At 71.5% G+C, this 18,775-nt stretch carries 16 protein-coding genes; 4 read left to right on the forward strand and 12 right to left on the reverse strand.

The annotated features are described in order from the left end of the window. Nucleotides 1-50 precede the first annotated feature (50 nt). Complete coding sequence (locus tag D1J60_RS09870) at nucleotides 51-1,700, forward strand: alkaline phosphatase D family protein (protein WP_125820856.1); 1,650 nt, start codon at nucleotides 51-53, stop codon at nucleotides 1,698-1,700. A 223-nt stretch (nucleotides 1,701-1,923) separates the two neighbouring features. Continuing rightward, nucleotides 1,924-2,889: a zinc metalloprotease gene (locus tag D1J60_RS09875; protein WP_125823945.1), complete on the forward strand. Its 966-nt coding sequence runs from the start codon at nucleotides 1,924-1,926 to the stop codon at nucleotides 2,887-2,889. Nucleotides 2,890-2,979: 90 nt separating this feature from the next. Here the strand turns inward: D1J60_RS09875 and D1J60_RS09880 are convergent, their stop codons facing one another. Beyond that, a complete protein-coding gene (locus D1J60_RS09880; RefSeq protein WP_125598644.1) occupies nucleotides 2,980-3,549 on the reverse strand; it encodes a dienelactone hydrolase family protein in 570 nt (189 codons plus the stop codon). Nucleotides 3,550-3,620: 71 nt separating this feature from the next. On the opposite strand from D1J60_RS09880, the gene D1J60_RS09885 reads away from it, so the two are divergent. Beyond that, nucleotides 3,621-4,664, forward strand: a complete 1,044-nt coding sequence (locus D1J60_RS09885) for a mechanosensitive ion channel domain-containing protein (RefSeq protein ID WP_125823946.1) — start codon at nucleotides 3,621-3,623, stop codon at nucleotides 4,662-4,664. A 65-nt stretch (nucleotides 4,665-4,729) separates the two neighbouring features. Here the strand turns inward: D1J60_RS09885 and D1J60_RS09890 are convergent, their stop codons facing one another. The 5 genes from D1J60_RS09890 to D1J60_RS38620 all read right to left on the reverse strand — a co-directional run bounded on the left by D1J60_RS09890 (nucleotide 4,730) and on the right by D1J60_RS38620 (nucleotide 9,555). Beyond that, on the reverse strand, nucleotides 4,730-6,322 hold the full coding sequence (locus tag D1J60_RS09890; RefSeq protein ID WP_125820857.1) for a Na+/H+ antiporter: 1,593 nt from the start codon (nucleotides 6,320-6,322) through the stop codon (nucleotides 4,730-4,732). A gap of 69 nt (nucleotides 6,323-6,391) precedes the next feature. Further along, on the reverse strand, nucleotides 6,392-6,871 hold the full coding sequence (locus tag D1J60_RS09895) for a GNAT family N-acetyltransferase (protein WP_125820858.1): 480 nt from the start codon (nucleotides 6,869-6,871) through the stop codon (nucleotides 6,392-6,394). After that, entirely contained in the window at nucleotides 6,868-7,809 is a 942-nt protein-coding gene (locus D1J60_RS09900) for an RluA family pseudouridine synthase (protein ID WP_125820859.1), read from the reverse strand. Before D1J60_RS09900 ends, D1J60_RS09895 begins: the two co-directional genes overlap by 4 nt. Before the next feature lie 52 nt (nucleotides 7,810-7,861). Continuing rightward, nucleotides 7,862-8,428 (reverse strand): signal peptidase II, encoded by a 567-nt coding sequence (gene lspA / locus D1J60_RS09905; RefSeq protein ID WP_125820860.1) that lies wholly within the window; start codon nucleotides 8,426-8,428, stop codon nucleotides 7,862-7,864. An 86-nt stretch (nucleotides 8,429-8,514) separates the two neighbouring features. Then, the gene (locus tag D1J60_RS38620) at nucleotides 8,515-9,555 is read right to left on the reverse strand and encodes a TraR/DksA C4-type zinc finger protein (protein ID WP_164720868.1); all 1,041 of its coding nucleotides are present in this window, start codon (nucleotides 9,553-9,555) and stop codon (nucleotides 8,515-8,517) included. A gap of 557 nt (nucleotides 9,556-10,112) precedes the next feature. On the opposite strand from D1J60_RS38620, the gene ileS reads away from it, so the two are divergent. Continuing rightward, complete coding sequence (gene ileS, locus D1J60_RS09920; protein ID WP_125820861.1) at nucleotides 10,113-13,259, forward strand: isoleucine--tRNA ligase; 3,147 nt, start codon at nucleotides 10,113-10,115, stop codon at nucleotides 13,257-13,259. A 251-nt stretch (nucleotides 13,260-13,510) separates the two neighbouring features. Here ileS and D1J60_RS09925 read toward each other — a convergent pair whose 3' ends face one another. From D1J60_RS09925 to ftsZ, 6 genes are all read right to left on the reverse strand, one after another. After that, nucleotides 13,511-14,725, reverse strand: coding sequence for a DivIVA domain-containing protein (locus tag D1J60_RS09925; protein ID WP_125820862.1), 1,215 nt, complete (start codon nucleotides 14,723-14,725; stop codon nucleotides 13,511-13,513). 82 nt (nucleotides 14,726-14,807) lie between these two features. Next, entirely contained in the window at nucleotides 14,808-15,104 is a 297-nt protein-coding gene (locus D1J60_RS09930) for a YggT family protein (protein WP_007263603.1), read from the reverse strand. Between the two features lie 60 nt (nucleotides 15,105-15,164). Continuing rightward, nucleotides 15,165-15,782 carry a cell division protein SepF gene (gene sepF, locus D1J60_RS09935; protein ID WP_007263604.1) on the reverse strand — a complete coding sequence of 206 codons (618 nt, stop codon included), beginning with the start codon at nucleotides 15,780-15,782 and terminating at the stop codon, nucleotides 15,165-15,167. A gap of 169 nt (nucleotides 15,783-15,951) precedes the next feature. Continuing rightward, nucleotides 15,952-16,671, reverse strand: a complete 720-nt coding sequence (locus D1J60_RS09940; RefSeq protein WP_125820863.1) for a YggS family pyridoxal phosphate-dependent enzyme — start codon at nucleotides 16,669-16,671, stop codon at nucleotides 15,952-15,954. 3 nt (nucleotides 16,672-16,674) lie between these two features. Further along, nucleotides 16,675-17,406, reverse strand: a complete 732-nt coding sequence (gene pgeF / locus D1J60_RS09945; RefSeq protein WP_125820864.1) for a peptidoglycan editing factor PgeF — start codon at nucleotides 17,404-17,406, stop codon at nucleotides 16,675-16,677. After that, nucleotides 17,403-18,605: a cell division protein FtsZ gene (gene ftsZ / locus D1J60_RS09950; protein WP_125598159.1), complete on the reverse strand. Its 1,203-nt coding sequence runs from the start codon at nucleotides 18,603-18,605 to the stop codon at nucleotides 17,403-17,405. Before ftsZ ends, pgeF begins: the two co-directional genes overlap by 4 nt. Nucleotides 18,606-18,775: the final 170 nt, after the last annotated feature.

Raw genomic sequence — 18,775 nt, forward strand, 5'->3', positions numbered from 1 at the left:
CCTTTCCGCACCTGTTCCCCGCCACATACCGATCAGTAATATGATCGGCCGTGACCAGTCATCTCACCCCTCCACACCCGCGCCGCCGTACGGTCGTCCTGGCCGCGGCGGCCACGGCCGCGCTCGCGCCGATCGGCACCCTCGGCGCCCAGGCGGCCCACGCGGCGGGGGCCGCGCCCGCCTTCCTCCACGGCGTCGCCTCCGGCGACCCGCTGCCCGACGGGGTCCTGCTCTGGACCCGCGTCACCCCGACGCCCGAGGCGGTGCCCGGCTCCGGTCTGGGTCCGGCCACCGCGGTGGGCTGGGAGGTGGCCGAGGACAAGGCCTTCTCCCGGATCGTCGCGAGCGGTTCGGTCACCGCCACGGCCGCCTCCGACCACACGGTCAAGGCGGACGTGCGCGGCCTGCGCCCGCAGACCCCGTACTGGTACCGCTTCACCGCAGGCGGGACCGTCTCCCCGGCCGGCCGCACCCTGACCGCGCCGGCGGCCGGGACGACCACGCCCGGCATCCGCTTCGGCGTGGTCTCCTGCGCCAACTGGGAGTCCGGCTACTTCTCCGCGTACCGGCACCTGGCCGCCCGCACCGACCTGCACGCGGTGCTGCACCTGGGCGACTACATCTACGAGTACCAGACCGGCGGTTACCCCGAGGCGAAGTACGCCGTACGCCAGCACGAGCCGAAGAACGAGATCGTCTCGCTCTCCGACTACCGCACGCGGCACGGCAAGTACAAGACGGACGGCGACCTCCAGGCGCTGCACGCGGCCCACCCGATCGTGGCGATCTGGGACGACCACGAGTTCGCCGACAACTCCTGGTCCGACGGCGCCGGCAACCACACCCCGGGCACCGAGGGCGACTGGGCGGCCCGCGCGGCCGCCGCCAAGCAGGCGTACTTCGAGTGGATGCCCGTACGCCCCTCCATCGCGGGCACCGTCTACCGGCGGCTCCAGTTCGGCACCCTCGCCGACCTGCACCTGCTGGACCTGCGCTCCTTCCGCTCGCAGCAGGCCAAGACCGGCAGCGGATCGGTGGACGACCCGGAGCGCACCATCACCGGGCGGGCCCAGCTGGACTGGCTCAAGTCCGGCCTGGCGTCCTCGAACGCGACCTGGAAGCTGGTCGGCACGTCGGTGATGATCTCGCCGGTGGCCTTCGGCTCGCTGCCCGCGCACCTGCTGAAGCCCCTCGCGCACCTGCTGGGCCTGCCCGAGGGCGGGATCGCGGTCAACACGGACCAGTGGGACGGCTACACGGACGACCGCAAGGAGCTCCTGGGCCACTTGAAGGACCGGAACATCAAGAACACGGTGTTCCTCACCGGCGACATCCACATGGCGTGGGCGAACGACGTCCCCGTGGACATGGCGACGTACCCGGGCTCGGGCACGGCGGCCACCGAGTTCGTGGTGACCTCGGTGACCTCCGACAACATCGACGACATGCTGCACGTGGCGCCGCACACCCTCTCGGTCGTGGCCGAGGGCGCCGTCAAGGCGGCGAACTGGCACGTGAAGTGGCTGGACATGGACTCGCACGGCTACGGCGTGCTGGACGTGACGGCCGAGCGCTCGCAGATGGACTACTACGTCATATCCGACAAGCGGCGCCAGGACGCGAGCTCCGCCTGGGCCCGCTCGTACCGCACGCTGAACGGCAGCCAGAAGGTGGAACGGACCGACCGTCCGGTTAACTGACTTACCGTCAAATCTGCTGTGCGATGGGGTTTCTGGTGCAGACCAGGAGCCCCATCCGCCACATCGGCAACAAATCTTTAACTTACGAGTACTTGCCATCTTGATGACATGCACACATAAACTTCCGGCCAGCGTGAGGAAATACCTCACCCCCCACCACGCTTGCCGAGGAGCCATCGTGCGCGCTGCCGCCCGCATATCCCCCCTTCTCCGCCGCCGCCTCATGGGTACGGCCGTCCTGGCCTCCACCCTGGCGTTCGCCCCGCTGACCGCCCCCACCACGGTCGCCGCCGCCGCCTCCAAGACCGGTGCCGAGGCCTGTGCCGAGCAGGGCTCCGCCCCTGCCAACGCCCGCGTCGCCAAGCCCAAGGACAACCACGCGGCCGAGCCCAACGAGGTCAGCGAGGACCAGGTCAAGGCCATGGACGCCGACCTGCAGAAGAAGCTCAAGGGCCTCCAGCTGTCCCCGCAGCAGGTCTTCGGCTCCGGCGCCGGCGCCTCGCTCGCCGCCGCTGCCACGAACATCCCGGTGTACGTCCACGTCATCACCTCCGGCACCGCCGGAAAGCTGACCGCCACGGACATCAGCAACCAGATCGCCGTCCTCAACGCCGCCTACAGCGGCCAGGGCAACGGCAACGTCGACTCCGGCTTCCAGTTCACCCTGGCCGGCACCGACTACACCGACAACGCCGCCTGGTACAACGTCTCCGACGGCACCCAGGCCGAGAAGGACATGAAGAACGCCCTGCGCAAGGGCGACAAGAACGCGCTCAACATCTACACCGCCAACCTCGGCGGCGGCCTGCTCGGCTGGGCGACCTTCCCGAGCTCCTACACCTCCGCGCCCAAGATGGACGGCGTGGTCCTGCTCAACACCTCGCTGCCCGGCGGCTCCGCCGCCAACTACAACGAGGGCGACACCGCCACCCACGAGGTCGGCCACTGGATGGGTCTCTACCACACCTTCCAGGGCGGCTGCTCGGGCAGCGGCGACTCCGTCGCCGACACCCCGGCCGAGAAGAGCGCGGCCTTCGAGTGCCCGACCGGCCGCGACTCCTGCACCACCAAGGCCGGCGTCGACCCGATCCACAACTTCATGGACTACACGTACGACTCCTGCATGTACCAGTTCACCGCGGGCCAGGTCTCGCGCATGAAGAGCATGTGGACCGCCTACCGCGGCTGACCCGCAGGCTCCACCGCACCCACGACGATGCCCCCCGGCGCCCCGCGCCGGGGGGCATCGCCCTGCGTGTCCCGCTCCCGCTCCCGCTTCCTACAGCGTGTCGAGGAACGCCAGCGCGGCCTTCCAGGTCTCCTCCGCCGCCTCCGCGTCGTAGTCCTCCAGGTCAGGGTCCGTGAACAGGTGCCCCGCGCCCGCGTAGCCGTGCACCTCCACGTCCGCCCCGGCCCGCCGCATCCGCAGGTACCAGGCGGTCAGCCAGTCGTGCGTCTCGTACGGGTCCGGGTCCGCGATGTGCAGCTGCACCGGCAGCTCGTCGGCCGAGGCGTCCTCGTCCAGGTCCGCCGTGCCGTGCAGGAGCAGCAGACCGCGCGCCTTGTCGTCGGCCAGCGCCAGGTGCTGCGCGACCGAGCCGCCGAAGGAGAAGCCCGCGTAGACCAGGCCCCGGTCGGAGAACGGCGCCGACGCCAGCACCGCCCGCTTGAGCAGCTCGTCGCGGCCCACCTCCTCCTGGTAGGCCGCACCCTCCTCGAACGTGTCGAACGTACGGCCCTCGAAGAGGTCCGGTACCTGGACCTCGTGCCCGGCCGCGCGCAGCCTGTCGGCCGCCGCGTGGACCGCGGGCCGCAGCCCGTACGTCGAGTGGAAGAGCATGATGTTCATGCCCCCATCGTGCCATTCTCGGGAAACCGGGAGTCCCGGGGCGCCCCCTGGATACGGTCTCCGGCATGGAGATGCAGAACGTCCTGCGACCCGCCCTGGTCGTCGGCGCCGCCCTGGTCCTCACCCTGGTCGCGGGCTGGGTGCTCGACCTGCTGCTGCGCAAGGCCGACGCCCGGCACCCCGAAACCCCGCTGTGGGGCCTGCTGCGCCGCTGCGGCCCGCCCTTCCGCCTCGTCCTCGGCACCGCGGCGCTCCAGGCCGCGTACCGCCCGGCGGGCATCCTCCCCGCCCACGCGACCGGCGTCGGCCACGCCCTGACCCTGGTCCAGATCGCCTCGACCGCCTGGCTGCTCGTCGGCATCGCGGCGGCCGTGGTGGAGGCCACGTACGCCCGCTACGCCGCCGCCCACCCCGACGACGCCCGGGTCCGCCGGGTCCGCACCCAGGTCACCCTGATCCAGCGGGTGCTCACCGCCGTGGCCGTGGTGGTCGCCGCGGCCGCGATGCTGCTGACCTTCCCGCCGATGCGCACGGTCGGCGCCTCCGTGCTGGCCTCCGCCGGGGTGCTCGGCATCGTCGCGGGCATCGCCGCGCAGGCCTCCCTCGGCAACCTCTTCGCCGGACTGCAGATCGCCTTCGGGGACACCGTGCGCATCGGGGACACGGTGGTCGTGGACAAGGAGTGGGGCAAGGTCGAGGAGATCACCCTGACCTTCCTGATCGTCCGTACCTGGGACGAGCGCCGGATCACGATGCCGGTCTCGTACTTCACCGGCAAGCCGTACGAGAACTGGTCGCGCGGCGGCGCCCAGATGACCGGCTCGGTCGTGTGGCACCTGGACCACTCGGCGCCGGTCCCCCTCATGCGGGACAAGCTCGCCGAGATCCTCAAGGAGGTCCCCGAGTGGGACGGCCGCACCGGCAGCCTGGCCGTCACCGACACCACCCCGAACACCGTCGTGGTCCGCGCGGTGGTCACGGCGAAGGACGGCGACGACGTGTGGACCGTGCGCTGCGCCGTCCGCGAGCGGATGATCACCTGGCTGTCCGCCGAGCACCCGTACGCCCTCCCCCGCGTCACCATGGCGGAGCCGCCCCCGCGCGACACGGCCTGAGCCCGCGGGGGGCGGCGCACCGCGGCGCCCGCAGGCCGGCCGGGCCGACGACGGTCCCGTCCGGCCTACGGGCTGCGCAGGCTCCTGACGTCCAGGTGCCGCAGCACCCGGTCGACGATCTCCGGGTCGGAGCCCGGTTCGCTGCGCGCCGCGAGGACCTCGTGCCGGGCGGCGGACATCATCTCCCGCTGGATGCGCTGCACGTCGCGGATCCGCTCCACCCGCTTCGCGTACGCCTCCCGCCGCTCCTCGTCGACCAGGTCCGGGCTGATCCTGGCCCCGACGTCGTACGCGCGCCGGTGCAGGATCTCCACCAGGTCCTCGGGGAGGTCCTCGACCACCTCGATCTCCTTGAGCCGCCGCTTCGCGGCCTTCGCCGCGCGCAGCGCCAGCCTCCGCCGGGTCTCCCGCTCCACGTCCGTGTCCGCCTCCACCCCCAGCCGGCGCACCAGCCACGGCAGGGTCAGCCCCTGGATCACCAGCGTGGTCATGATCACCGCGAAGGCGATGAAGACGATCTCGTCCCGCGCCGGGAAGGGTTGCCCGGAGTCCGTGCGCAAGGGCAGGGCCAGCGCCAGCGCCACCGACGCCACCCCGCGCATCCCGGCCCACCACATCACGAGGCTCTCCCGCCAGCTCAGCGGGATCTCCTCGTCGTAGTCGCGGCGCCGGTGCAGCTTCTTGGCCAGCCAGGCCGCCGGCAGCAGCCAGACCAGCCGGACGCCGACCACCACCGTGACCACCGCCGCCGCCCACCCGGCCATGGCCCACTCGCGGCCCCCGGCCACCCCGAAGACGTGGTGGAGCTCCAGCCCGATCAGCCCGAACGCCACCCCGGTGACCAGCGTGTCGACGATCTCCCAGAACGTGTGCCCGGCGAGCCGCCCCAGAACGTCGTCGGCGTCGCCGGCGTACTCGGCGAGGAACAGGGCCGTCGTCAGCACGGCCAGCACCCCCGACCCCTGGAGCTCCTCCGCCACCACGTACGCCACGAACGGCACCAGCAGCGTCAGCCCGATCTGGAGCGTGGCGTCGCCGAGCCGGCCCATCAGCCGGTTCGCGGCCCAGCCGAGCGCCAGCCCGACGGCCACCGCCACCACGGCGGACAGCACGAACTCCCCGAGCGCCTCGGGCCAGGAGAAGCTGCCGCTCACGGCGGCGGCGACGGCGACGTGGTAGAGCACGATGGCGGTGACGTCGTTGAACAGGCCCTCGCCCTCCAGGATCGACACCATCCGGCGCGGCAGCCCGAGCGACCCGGCCACGGCGGTCGCAGCGACCGGGTCGGGCGGGGCGACGAGCGCGCCGAGGGCGACGGCGGCGGCCAGTGGCAGCCCGGGCACGACGGCGTACGCGACCCCGGCCACGGCGGCGGTGGTCACGAACACCAGGGCCACGGCCAGCAGCAGGATCGGCCGCACGTTGGCGGCGAACTGCCGCCAGGAGGTGCGCTGCGCGGAGGCGTAGAGCAGCGGCGGCAGCACCAGCGGCAGGATGAACTCGGGCGGGACGTCCACGTTGGGCACGGCCGGCACCAGCGCCAGGCCGACCCCGGCCAGGGTCATCAGCACGGGCGCGGGCAACCCGAGCCGGTCCCCGAGCGGTACGGTCACGACGGCGCCGAGCAACAACAAGAAGAGCAGAGCGAGCTGGTCCACGCCCTCACCCTGTCAGGCGCCCGGGCCACACCCCCGCAGGGGCACGCGGTCCCCTGCGCGGGGCGGGGTCTACGGCAGGCGGCGCCTCATCGCCCGGTGCGGGATGCCCGCGTCGTCGAACTCCGGCCCGTACGCCTCGTACCCCAGCCGCTCGTAGAAGCCCAGCGCATGCGTCTGCGCCCCCAGCGACACCGCCGCCAGCCCCAGCCGCCCGGCCTCCGCCTCGATCGCGCGGACCAGCGCCACCCCGACGCCCAGCCCGCGCGCGGACTTGCGCACGGCGAGCCGGCCCAGCGAGCCGACCTCCGGCGAGCCGGTCTTGGACAGGGCCTCGGGCCCGTGCAGCAGCCGGCCGGTGCCCAGCGGCTCACCGTCCGGGCCGACGGCCAGCACGTGCACCGCGACCGCGTCGTAGGCGTCGTACTCGATCGTCTCCGGCACGGACTGCTCCACCACGAACACCTCGGTCCGCACGCTGTAGCAGGCCGCCCGGTCGGCCTCCGAGGAGGCCACCCTCACCGAGACGGCGGGGACGGGGCCGGCAGTCACTGGCTCTCGGCCCGGATGACGTCCAGCGCGTGCTGCAGGTCCGCCGGGTAGCCGCTCTCGAACTCCACCCACTGCCCGTCGGCCGGGTGCTCGAAGCCGAGCCGCACCGCGTGCAGCCACTGGCGGGTCAGCCCGAGCCGCTTCGCGACGGTCGGGTCGGCCCCGTAGGTCAGGTCGCCGACGCAGGGGTGGCGGTGCGCGGACATGTGCACGCGGATCTGGTGCGTGCGGCCCGTCTCCAGCTTGATGTCCAGCAGGGAGGCGGACCGGAAGGCCTCGATGAGGTCGTAGTGGGTGACCGAGGCCTTGCCGTCCTGGGTCACGGCCCACTTGTAGTCGGCGCTCGGGTGGCGCCCGATCGGCGCGTCGATCGTGCCGCTCATCGGGTCCGGGTGGCCCTGCACCAGCGCGTGGTAGCGCTTGTCGACGACGCGCTCGCGGAACTGGTTCTTCAGCGAGGTGTAGGCGCGCTCGGACTTGGCCACGGCCATCAGGCCGGAGGTGCCGACGTCGAGGCGGTGCACGATGCCCTGGCGCTCGGAGGCTCCGGAGGTGGAGATCCGGTAGCCGGCGGCGGCGAGCCCGCCGATGACGGTGGTGCCGGTCCAGCCGGGGCTGGGATGGGCGGCGACGCCGACCGGCTTCATGATGACCACGATGTCGTCGTCGTCGTGGATGATCTCCATGCCGGGCACGGGCTCGGCGACGAGCTCGACGGGCCGCGGCGGGGCGGGCATCTCGACTTCCAGCCAGGCGCCGCCGTGGACGCGCTCGGACTTGCCGACGACGCTGCCGTCGACCGAGACCTTCCCCTCCGCCGCCAGCTCGGCCGCCTTCGTCCGGGAGAAACCGAACATACGGGCGATGGCGGCGTCGACGCGCTCGCCTTCGAGGCCATCGGGAACGGGCAGGGTGCGGATCTCGGGAATCGTACTCACCCGTCGAGTATGCAGGACTCGGCGCAGGAGCACGCCCGCCCGGGCTCGGCGGTCAGTCCTTGTGGACGGTCCCGTCCGGGTCCAGGCCCTTGAAGGACAGCAGGACGATCAGGATCCCGCCGCACACGATCGCCGAGTCGGCGAGGTTGAACACGGCGAAGTGGGCCGGTGCGATGAAGTCGACGACCGCGCCCCGGAAGACGCCCGGCGAACGGAAGATCCGGTCGGTGAGGTTGCCCAGCGCACCGCCCAGCAGCAGGCCCAGGGCGATCGCCCACGGCAGGCTGTACAGCTTGCGGGCCAGCCGGACGATCACCACGATCACGGTCGCCGCGATCCCGGTGAAGATGATCGTGAAGGCCTCGCCGATGCCGAAGGCGGCCCCGGCGTTGCGGACGGCGGAGAACTTCAGCCACTCGCCGACGATCTCGATCGGCGGCTGGTGCTCCAGCTTGGCCACGACGACCATCTTGCTGCCGAGGTCGAACAGGTACGCGAGCACCGCGACGACCAGCAGCGCCGCGATCCGCCTGCGCCCCCGGGGCGCGGCGGCCTCCGACTGCGGCTCGGCGTCGTCCCCGACCTCCGGCATACCGATGATGCGCTCCGCCTCTGCCACGTGAGTCCCTCGAACTAGCTCGAACCAGGTACGGGAACCTTCATCCCGACGAGACACGAGAGTACGTCAGTACGCGTAGGTCCTGGCTAGTGCCTTCGCTCCTGCTTCTGCTTGCAGTCCACGCACAGCGTCGCCCTCGGGAAGGCCTGCATGCGCGCCTTCCCGATGGGCCGGCCGCAGTTCTCGCAGAGGCCGTACGTGCCCGCCTCCAGCCGCTCCAGGGCCCGCTCGGTCTGCTCCAGCATCGAGGTGGCGTTCGCGGCGAGGGCCAGCTCGGACTCCCGGGTGATGTTCTTGGTCCCGGTGTCGGCCTGGTCGTCGCCCGCGCCGTCGCCGGAGTCCCGCATCAGGCCCGAGATGGCCACCTCGGAGGCGTCCAGCTCGGCCCGCAGCCGCAGCACCTCGCTCTCCAGCTCGGCCCGCGCCTCGGCGACCTCAGCGGGGGTCCAGGGGTCCTCCCCCTCGCGGACGGCCAGCTCGCCGGGGGCCGGCACCGCCGCCGCCTTCGCCTTGGGGAGCCCACTGGTGGCGGTCCCGGCCGTCTTCCTGGCCGTACCCGCAGTCTTCTTGGCAACCACTTTCCGAGCTCCCGTCTTCTGCGCGGCCGGGGCCGCCCCCTCGGACGCGGCCGACTTGGCCGCGGCCTTGCTCGTGGTGCGCCCGGCCGAGGCCGCGCCGGCCACCGCCGTCTTCCCGGCCACCGCCACCCCGGCCGGAGCCTTCCCGACCACCGCCTTCTCGGCAGCGGCCTTCTTGGCCGGAACCTTCCCGACCACCGCCTTCTCGGCAGCGGCCCTTTTGGCCGGAGCCTTATTGGCCGGAGCCCTCTCGGCGGCGGCCTTCTTGGCCGGAGCCTTATTGGCCGCCGCCTTCTCGGCAGCGGCCGTCTTGGCCGGAGCCTTCCCGACCACCGCCTTCTCGGCAGCGGCCTTCTTGGCCGGAACCTTCCCGGCAGCGGCCGATCGTGGCGAAGCCTTCTCGGCAGCGGCCACCTTGGCCGGGGCCCTCTTCGCCGCCGCCTTCTCCGCGGCAGCCACCCCGGCCGGAGCCTTCTTCTTCGCCGCCGCCGCCGATTCCTTGACCGCGGGCCCGGCCACCTCCCGAGTCCCCGTCTTCTTCGCCACCATGCCCGCGGCCCCTTTTCACATACTGTGATCTTCTTCGCAGATCGTGCCGGAACGATAAATCGCCTCCGACCCCACGGCAACGGGGCACGCGTCCGTCGAGGTCAACCTGCATCCGTTGTGCCCAGCGGGGAGCCCCGTAATCCGCCCCACCCGCCCCAGCGGATCCCGGAGCCGCCCGTCAGCCCATCCGGGTCACGCCGCGAGCCGCCCGGCGACGCGCCGCCGGGCCCCTCAAAACCGGTCTGCCGACCCGCGCTCCGGCCCGTACACTGGGCGCAGCGAAAGGCATGGATGGGGACGAGTAGCGTCGGACGCAGCCAGGAGCGACCCGGGGACGGTGAGAGCCCGGGGGCGAGCGCGATGCGAAGGATCACCCCGGAGCCGCCGGAAGAAAGCCCGCACGGACCCCCCGTACGGCGAGTAGAACCGGCTTCGCACCCCAATGAGGGGGCCGCCGGACCCGTCCGGAGGCCAAGGAGGGTGGTACCGCGGGAGCAGCAGACGCTCTCGTCCCTCCGGACGGAAGTGACACCCCGCCGGAGGAAGAGTTCAGCCTCATGACCACACCGCCCCAGTACCGTCCGGTACCCGCCCAGGTCGACCTGCCCGCCCTGGAACACGCCGTCCTCGACTTCTGGCGTGAGAGCAAGACCTTCGCCAAGACGCTGGAGCAGTCCGAGGGCCGCCCCGAGTGGGTGTTCTACGAGGGCCCGCCGACCGCGAACGGCATGCCCGGCGCGCACCACATCGAGGCCCGCGTCTTCAAGGACGTCTTCCCCCGCTTCCGCACCATGCGCGGCTACCACGTGGCCCGCAAGGCCGGCTGGGACTGCCACGGCCTGCCCGTCGAGCTGGCCGTCGAGAAGGAACTGGGCTTCAACGGCAAGCAGGACATCGAGGCGTACGGCATCGCCGAGTTCAACGCCAAGTGCCGCGAGTCCGTGACCCGCCACACCGACGCGTTCACCGAGCTCACGACCCGCATGGGCTACTGGGTCGACCTGGACGACGCCTACCGGACCATGGACCCCGAGTACGTCGAGTCCGTGTGGTGGTCGCTGAAGGAGATCTTCAACAAGGGCCTGCTGACCCAGGACCACCGCGTGGCCCCCTGGTGCCCGCGCTGCGGCACCGGCCTGTCCGACCACGAGCTCGCCCAGGGCTACGAGACGGTCGTCGACCCCTCCGTCTACGTCCGCTTCCCGCTGACCTCCGGCCCGCTGGCCGGCGAGGCGGCGCTGGTCGTGTGGACCACGACCCCCTGGACCCTGGTCTCCAACACCGCCGTCGCGGCCCACCCCGAGGTCACCTACGTCGTCGCCACGGACGGCGACGAGAAGCTCGTCGTCGCCCAGCCGCTGCTGGAGAAGGCCCTCGGCGAGGGCTGGGAGGCCACCGGTCAGACCTTCACCGGCAAGGAGATGGAGCGCTGGGCCTACCAGCGCCCCTTCGAGCTGGTCGAGTTCCCCGAGCCGGCCCACTACGTGGTCAACGCCGAGTACGTCACCACCGAGGACGGCACCGGTCTGGTCCACCAGGCCCCGGCCTTCGGCGCCGACGACCTCGCGGTCTGCCGCGCGTACGGCATGCCGGTCGTGAACCCGGTCCGCGCCGACGGCACCTTCGAGGAGGAGGTCCCGCTCGTCGGCGGCGTCTTCTTCAAGAAGGCGGACGAGCGCCTGACCGCCGACCTCGACGCGCGCGGCCTGCTCTTCAAGCACATCGCCTACGAGCACAGCTACCCGCACTGCTGGCGCTGCCACACGGCCCTGCTCTACTACGCGCAGCCGTCCTGGTACATCCGCACCACCGCCGTCAAGGACGCGATGCTGCGGGAGAACGAGAAGACGAACTGGTTCCCGGACTCGGTCAAGCAGGGCCGCTTCGGCGACTGGCTCAACAACAACATCGACTGGGCGCTCTCCCGCAACCGCTACTGGGGCACCCCGCTGCCGATCTGGCGCTGCGAGGAGAACCACCTCACCTGCGTCGGGTCCCGCGCGGAGCTGAGCGAGCTGTCCGGGCAGGACCACTCGGCCCTGGACCCGCACCGCCCGTACATCGACGACGTCACCTTCCCCTGCACGGCCGAGGGCTGCTCCCTGACCGCCGTCCGCGTCCCGGAGGTCATCGACGCCTGGTACGACTCGGGCTCGATGCCGTTCGCGCAGTGGGGCTACCCGTACAAGAACAAGGAGATCTTCGAGAAGCGCTACCCGGCGCAGTTCATCTCGGAGGCCATCGACCAGACGCGCGGCTGGTTCTACACGCTGATGGCGGTCGGCACCCTCGTCTTCGACAAGTCGTCCTACGAGAACGTGGTCTGCCTGGGCCACATCCTCGCCGAGGACGGCCGCAAGATGTCCAAGCACCTGGGCAACATCCTCCAGCCGATCCCGCTCATGGACCAGCACGGCGCCGACGCGGTCCGCTGGTTCATGGCGGCCGGCGGTTCCCCGTGGGCGGCGCGCCGCGTCGGCCACGGCACGATCCAGGAGGTCGTCCGCAAGACGCTCCTCACGTACTGGAACACCGTCGCCTTCCAGGCCCTGTACGCGCGCACCTCGAACTGGGCGCCGTCCGCCGCCGACCCGGCGCCGGCCGACCGCACGGTCCTCGACCGCTGGCTGCTCTCCGAGCTCCACACCCTCGTCACCGAGGTCACGGACGCGATGGAGGCCTACGACACCCAGCGCGCGGGCAAGCTGCTCTCCGCCTTCGTGGACGACCTGTCCAACTGGTACGTGCGCCGCTCGCGCCGCCGCTTCTGGCAGGGCGACGCGGCCGCGCTGCGCACGCTGCACGACGTGGTGGAGACGGTGACGCGGCTCATGGCCCCGCTCACCCCCTTCATCACCGAGCGGGTCTGGCAGGACATGGTCGTCCCGGTCACCCCGGACGCGCCGGAGTCGGTGCACCTGTCCACCTGGCCGGTGGCGGACACCGCGGCGATCGATCCGACGCTGTCGCAGCAGATGCTGCTGGTCCGCCGCCTGGTCGAGCTGGGCCGCGCCACCCGCGCCGAGTCCGGCGTCAAGACCCGTCAGCCGCTGTCGCGCGCGCTGGTCGGCGCGGTGGGCTTCGACGCCCTGTCCCCGGAGCTCCAGGCGCAGATCACGGAGGAGCTGAACGTCTCCTCCCTGGCCTCGCTGTCCGAGGTCGGCGGCTCGCTGGTGGACACCACGGCCAAGGCCAACTTCCGGGCACTGGGCAAGCGCTTCGGCAAGGGCGTCCAGGACGTCGCGAAGGCCGTCGCCGCGGCGGACGCGGCGGCGCTGTCGCTGGCGCTGCGGTCCGGTTCGGCGACGATCACGCTGAACGGCGAGGAGATCTCCCTGTCCCCGGAGGAGGTCATCATCACGGAGACCCCCCGCGAGGGCTGGTCGGTGGCCTCGGACTCCGGCGCGACGGTCGCCCTGGACCTGGAGATCACCCCGGAGCTGCGGCTGGCGGGCCTGGCGCGTGACGCGATCCGGCTGATCCAGGAGGCCCGCAAGAACTCCGGCCTGGACGTGGCGGACCGGATCGCCCTGCGGTGGTCCTCGTCGGACCCGGAGGTCGTGACGGCCCTGACGGACCACGCCGCTCTGATCGCGGACGAGGTCCTGGCGACGGACTACGCCTCGGGCGAGGGCGACGACTCCTTCGGAGCCCCCTTCACGGACGACTCCCTGTCCCTGACGTTCCGCCTGCGCAAGGCGTGACCCCCGGCCGAAGCGGCCCGTACCCCCACGGGGGTGCGGGCCGCTTCGCCGTTCCCGCCGGTGCCGGCCTTCCAGCCCCGTCGGCGTTTGAGGCGCGGGGTCTGGGGCGGAGCCCCAGGGAACGGTGGAAGGGCGGGTAGGGGACCTCGTCCCGCGCAGCGGTGTGCCCCGCGCCGGGGACGAAAACGGGCCGGGCCCGGCGCCCCCTCAGGGGAACCGGGCCCGGCCCGTGGTGACTGTCGACGGCTACGTCAGTTGTCGTCCTCGTCGATCAGGAAGCCCCGCATGGGAGACGGCGCCTGCATCGGCTGCGGCGCAGCCGGCCGCACCGGAGCCATCGGCTGCGTCATCGCCGGGGACATCTGCTGCTGGCCGCCGTAGGACGGGCCACCGCCCATCGGGGAGGGGCCGCCCATCGGCGACGGGCCACCCATCGGGGACGGGCCACCCATGCCCATGGCACCGGCCGGAGCCATCGACGGGGACGGCGACGGCGGCAGGGCCGGGCCGGCCGGGGTGCGCGGCGGCGCGAGGGAGTCGTCGGCCTGGGTCTCCAGCTGGCGCAGCTGCGACTCCAGGTAGGACTTCAGACGCGTGCGGTACTCGCGCTCGAAGCCCCGCAGGTCCTCGACCTTGCGCTCCAGCGTGGCGCGGGCGGACTCCAGGGAGCCCATCGCGACGCGGTGCTTCTCCTGGGCGTCCCGCTCCAGCGCGTCGGCCTTGGCGCGGGCGTCCCGCTCCAGGCCCTCGGCGCGGCTGCGCGCCTCGCCGACGATCTTGTTGGCCTCGGAGCGGGCCTCCGCGATCGCCTGGTCGGCGGTCTGCTGCGCGAGCGACAGGACGCGGGCGGCGCTGTCGCCACCGGGGCCCTGCTGCGGGAGCTGCGGCTGCTGCATCTGCTGCATCGGCTGCATCTGCTGGCCCATGGGCTGCATCTGCTGCCCCATCGGCTGCATCGGCTGGCCGAGCTGGTTCTGGCCGCCCATGGACTGCTGCTGCATCTGCTGCGGCATGGGCTGCTGGCCCATCTGCTGCTGCGGCGCCATCGGGTGCTGGCCGCCCATGGACTGCTGCTGCATGGGGCCGCCCATCGGGCCCGGACCCTGCGGTCCGTGTCCACCGGGACCGGGCGGCAGCTGCGGCTGGCCACCCGGGAGCTGCGGCGGGCCCATCTGCGGCTGCTGCTGCTGCTGCGGCGGGCCGGATATGGCCGCCGGCACGGGGGCGCCCGGGCGCTGGTCCTGGGGTTCCGGCTTGCGCATGTTCTGCTGCTGCTGCTGGTTCTGCGCGGCGGCACGCGTGGCGGCGGCCAGCTTGGCGCGCAGGTCCTCGTTCTCGCGCAGCAGACGGGTCAGCTCGGACTCGACCTCGTCGAGGAAGGCGTCGACCTCGTCCTCGTCATAGCCTTCTCGCAGGCGGACGGTCGTGAACTGCTTGTTCCGCACGTCCTCGGGAGTCAGCGGCATGTCTTCTTCACCTCTACGTAGTCGTCGGCAGTCGGCAGGACCGTATCGGGACTGTCCCCGCGCCTGCGGGGGAGCTCATCGTTCACACGCTTCTCGCAGCGGTGCTCACGAAGCTGATGAGGATGTAAACGATGATCATCAGAACGAAGAAGGACAGGTCGAGTGCCACGCCCCCGAGACGCAACGGCGGGATGAAGCGCCGAAGAAGCTTGAGCGGTGGATCGGTGACAGTGTAGGTGGCCTCCAGAACGACCACCATCGCCTTGCCGGGTGCCCATGAACGTGCGAACTGGAACACGTAGTCCATGACCAGTCGGAAGATCAACACGATGAGGAAGCACATCAGCGCGATGTAGACCACCTGCAGTGCGACGCCCATCCCGTGCTTCCCTCTCCCCTGCTTCCGCTCTGTTCCCGGTCCCGTTTCTGACGGATCGGTCTAGCTTTGGTTGAAGAACCCGCCCTCCGCGATGCGGGCCTTGTCCTCCGCCGTGACATCGACGTTAGCAGGAGACAGCAGGAACACCTTCTGTGTCACGCGTTCAATACTGCCGTGCAGACCGAAGACGAGACCGGCGGCGAAGTCCACGAGACGCTTCGCGTCGGTGTCGTCCATCTCCGTGAGATTCATGATCACCGGAGTGCCCTCACGGAAGTGTTCCCCGATGGTACGGGCCTCGTTGTAGGTCCGGGGGTGCAGCGTCGTGATGCGGTACGGCTCCCGCTCGGAGACGACCTTGGGCATGATCACGGGGGCGTTCTTCTCCAGGTTGGTGCGGTCAGGTGTGATGGATGCCACGGGGGCAATTCGCGCGGGACGTCCGTTTTCTGACGGAATTGGGAGGGGTTCGCGCGGAGCCGGCGGCTGTACAGCTCGTACCGGTTCGTCCGTTACGGGCGTTTGGTGCACCGGCTGCTGTCTACGATCCCGGTCTCGGGCCCGTTCCGGTTCCGGTTCGGGCTCGAACTCGTCATCGGGGTCGTACCCCGGGTTGTCGTACCGGTCGTCCTCCACGAGGCCGAGGTAGACCGCCATCTTGCGCATCGCGCCGGCCATTCTCCGAGTCCTCCGCTCTGTGGTGGATCGCCCTGTCGCAGGTGTCGAGTGTCCGTCAGCAAAGTAGCTGTGTCACCAAAGTCACCAACTGCCCGCGATCCACGTGGTCTGTCCGCTCATCTGCGGAAATGACCATATTTTCTGCTGTGGTCCGACTTTCTTCGCGACGTTACCCGAGCCGGGGTCTCGCGCCGAGTACCGCAGTGCCGACGCGTACATGTGTCGCACCCGCCCGCACGGCCTGTTCCAGGTCGGCGCTCATCCCGGCCGACACCATCGTGGCAGCCGGATGGGCCTCGCGCAGGCTGGATGACAATTCCATCATCCGCTCGAAGGCGGCCTGTTCGCGCCCCGCGTAGGGACCCGACAGGGGGGCGACGGTCATCAGGCCGTCGATCCGCAGACCCGGCGCGCCGGCGACGAGGTCCGCCAACTCCGCCATCAGGTCCGGGGCGGCGCCGCCCCGGGACCCGCGCTCGCCCGACTCGGCGTCGAGCGCGATCTGCACGAGGCAGCCGAGCTCGCGCCCCTGCGCCTGGGCCGCCGCCGACAGCGCGGTGACGAGCTTCGGCCGGTCCACCGACTGCACGACCTGCGCGTATCCCGCCACGGAACGGACTTTGTTCGTCTGCAACTGGCCCACGAAGTGCCAGCTCAGCGGCAGATCCGAGCAGGCGGCCGCCTTGGGGGCGGCGTCCTGGTCCCGGTTTTCCGCCACATGACGGACACCCAGGTCCGCCAGCAGTCGTACGTCGCTCGCCGGGTAGGTCTTGGTGACCACGATGAGGGTCACCTCCTCCCGCGCGCGCCCGGCCGCCGCGCAGGCGGACCCGATGCGCTCCTCCACCCGCGCGAGGTTCTCGGCGAGCTCGGCCTTACGATCCGTCATTCGTCAGTCCAACCAGACATATCCGGCAAGCCGCCCGGTCACCCGGTCGCGGCGGTACGAGAAGTGGTCCCGCGACTCCAGTGTGCAGACCGGGGATCGGTGCGCTTGCGCCACCCCCGCCTCCGCCAGCTGCGCGTGCACCCCGGCGACCACGTCGACGGACGGAGTCCCCCAGCTGGTCTCGGCCCACGCGGCCGGCACCACTTCGGCGACCGCCTCCCGCATCTCGGCCGGCACCTCGTAGCAGCGGCCGCAGACGGCCGGTCCGGTACGGGCGACGATCCGCGCGGGGTCCGCGCCCAGGGCGGTCATCGCCTCGACGGCGGCGGGCACCACCCCGGCGACCAGCCCGGGCCGCCCGGCGTGGGCGGCACCCGCGACCCCGGCGACGGGGTCGGCCAGCAGGACGGGCGTGCAGTCGGCGGTGAGCACCGCGAGGGCGAGCCCCCGGCGCGCGGTCACCACCGCGTCCACGGAGGGGACGGCGGCGCCGGCGGCCCAGGGGCCGTCGACCACCGCCACGTCCCGGCCGTGCACCTGGTTCATCCAGACCACCAGGTCCGGGTCGATGCCCAGGCCCTCGGCCGCGATCGTCCGGTTCGCGCGAACGGCGGCCGGGTCGTCTCCGACCGCGCCGCCGAGATTGAGCTCCTCGTACGGAACGGCGCTCACCCCGCCCCACCGGTCGGTGAAGGCGAAGTGGGCGCCGTTCTCGCCGTGCTGCCCCAGTGTCACTTCAAGAAGTCCGGTACATCCAGCTCTTCGGCCGGGCTGTCCTGGTAGGGCCGGGCCGTCGGGACCTGCGGTGCGGGGGCCGCGGGCTCGACCGGGATCTCCACCGGCGCCGGGGGCTCCTCGCGGGGGGTGACGGTGCCGAGTCCGCCGAAGGCCGGACGGACCGGCTCGGGCGCGCGGACCGGCGCGGGGGCCGGCTCCTCGCGCTTGGTGGACGCCGCGCCGATGACGTTGTCCCGGCGGGCCGGGGGCTGTCCGCCGTCGAAGCCGGCCGCGATGACGGTGACGCGGACCTCGTCGCCGAGCGCGTCGTCGATGACGGCGCCGAAGATGATGTTCGCCTCGGGGTGCGCGGCCTCGCTGACCAGCTGGGCGGCCTCGTTGATCTCGAAGAGACCGAGGTCCGAGCCGCCGGAGATGGAGAGCAGCACGCCGCGGGCGCCGTCGATGGACGCCTCCAGCAGCGGCGAGGAGATGGCCATCTCGGCGGCGGCCACCGCGCGGTCGTCGCCGCGGGCCGAGCCGATGCCCATCAGGGCCGAGCCGGCCTCGGACATCACGGACTTGACGTCGGCGAAGTCGAGGTTGATCAGGCCGGGGGTGGTGATGAGGTCGGTGATGCCCTGCACGCCGGAGAGCAGGACCTGGTCGGCCGACTTGAAGGCGTCGAGCACGCTGACCTGGCGGTCCGAGATGGACAGCAGCCGGTCGTTGGGGATGACGATGAGGGTGTCGACCTCTTCGCGGAGCTCGGCGATGCCGTCCTCCGCCTGGTTCGCGCGGCGCCGGCCCTCGAAGGTGAACGGGCGGGTGACCACACCGATCGTCAGGGCGCCGAGCGAGCGCGCGATGTTGGCGACGACGGGCGCGCCGCCGGTGCCGGTGCCGCCGCCCTCGCCGGCGGTGACGAAGACCATGTCGGCCCCCTTGAGGACCTCCTCGATCTCCTCGCGGTGGTCCTCTGCCGCCTTGCGGCCGACGGCCGGGTTGGCTCCGGCGCCGAGGCCCCGGGTGAGTTCACGGCCGACGTCGAGCTTGACGTCGGCGTCGCTCATCAACAGCGCCTGGGCGTCGGTGTTGATGGCGATGAACTCGACGCCCTTGAGACCGACCTCGATCATTCGGTTGATGGCATTGACACCACCGCCGCCGACACCGATGACCTTGATGACTGCGAGGTAGTTCTGCGGTGCTGCCACGTCGAAGGCCTCTCGCCTCGAGTTACGTGTCGCCGCCTCGCGGACCTGCGTAGCGACGACTGATGCCGAAATGTGGGACGGTCCGTACACGCCGACCCGAACCCTCACCCTTAAGTTTAGGGTTAGGGGTGTGTCTGTTCCCTTGACTCTTCCGAACAGGACACTAAGTC

The organism is Streptomyces sp. W1SF4 (assembly GCF_003950035.1).
GTDB lineage: Bacteria > Actinomycetota > Actinomycetes > Streptomycetales > Streptomycetaceae > Streptomyces > Streptomyces racemochromogenes.

Coding starts and splice junctions, on each gene's coding strand:
- D1J60_RS09880 (WP_125598644.1), bottom strand. CDS start 3,549: ATGAACATCATGCTCTTCCACTCGACGTACGGGCTGCGGCCCGCGGTC.
- D1J60_RS09925 (WP_125820862.1), bottom strand. CDS start 14,725: ATGCCGCTGACTCCCGAGGACGTGCGGAACAAGCAGTTCACGACCGTC.
- D1J60_RS09875 (WP_125823945.1), top strand. CDS start 1,924: ATGGGTACGGCCGTCCTGGCCTCCACCCTGGCGTTCGCCCCGCTGACC.
- D1J60_RS09885 (WP_125823946.1), top strand. CDS start 3,621: ATGCAGAACGTCCTGCGACCCGCCCTGGTCGTCGGCGCCGCCCTGGTC.
- D1J60_RS09940 (WP_125820863.1), bottom strand. CDS start 16,671: ATGACGGATCGTAAGGCCGAGCTCGCCGAGAACCTCGCGCGGGTGGAG.
- D1J60_RS09930 (WP_007263603.1), bottom strand. CDS start 15,104: ATGGGCGTCGCACTGCAGGTGGTCTACATCGCGCTGATGTGCTTCCTC.
- D1J60_RS38620 (WP_164720868.1), bottom strand. CDS start 9,555: ATGGTGGCGAAGAAGACGGGGACTCGGGAGGTGGCCGGGCCCGCGGTC.
- ileS (WP_125820861.1), top strand. CDS start 10,113: ATGACCACACCGCCCCAGTACCGTCCGGTACCCGCCCAGGTCGACCTG.
- sepF (WP_007263604.1), bottom strand. CDS start 15,782: ATGGCCGGCGCGATGCGCAAGATGGCGGTCTACCTCGGCCTCGTGGAG.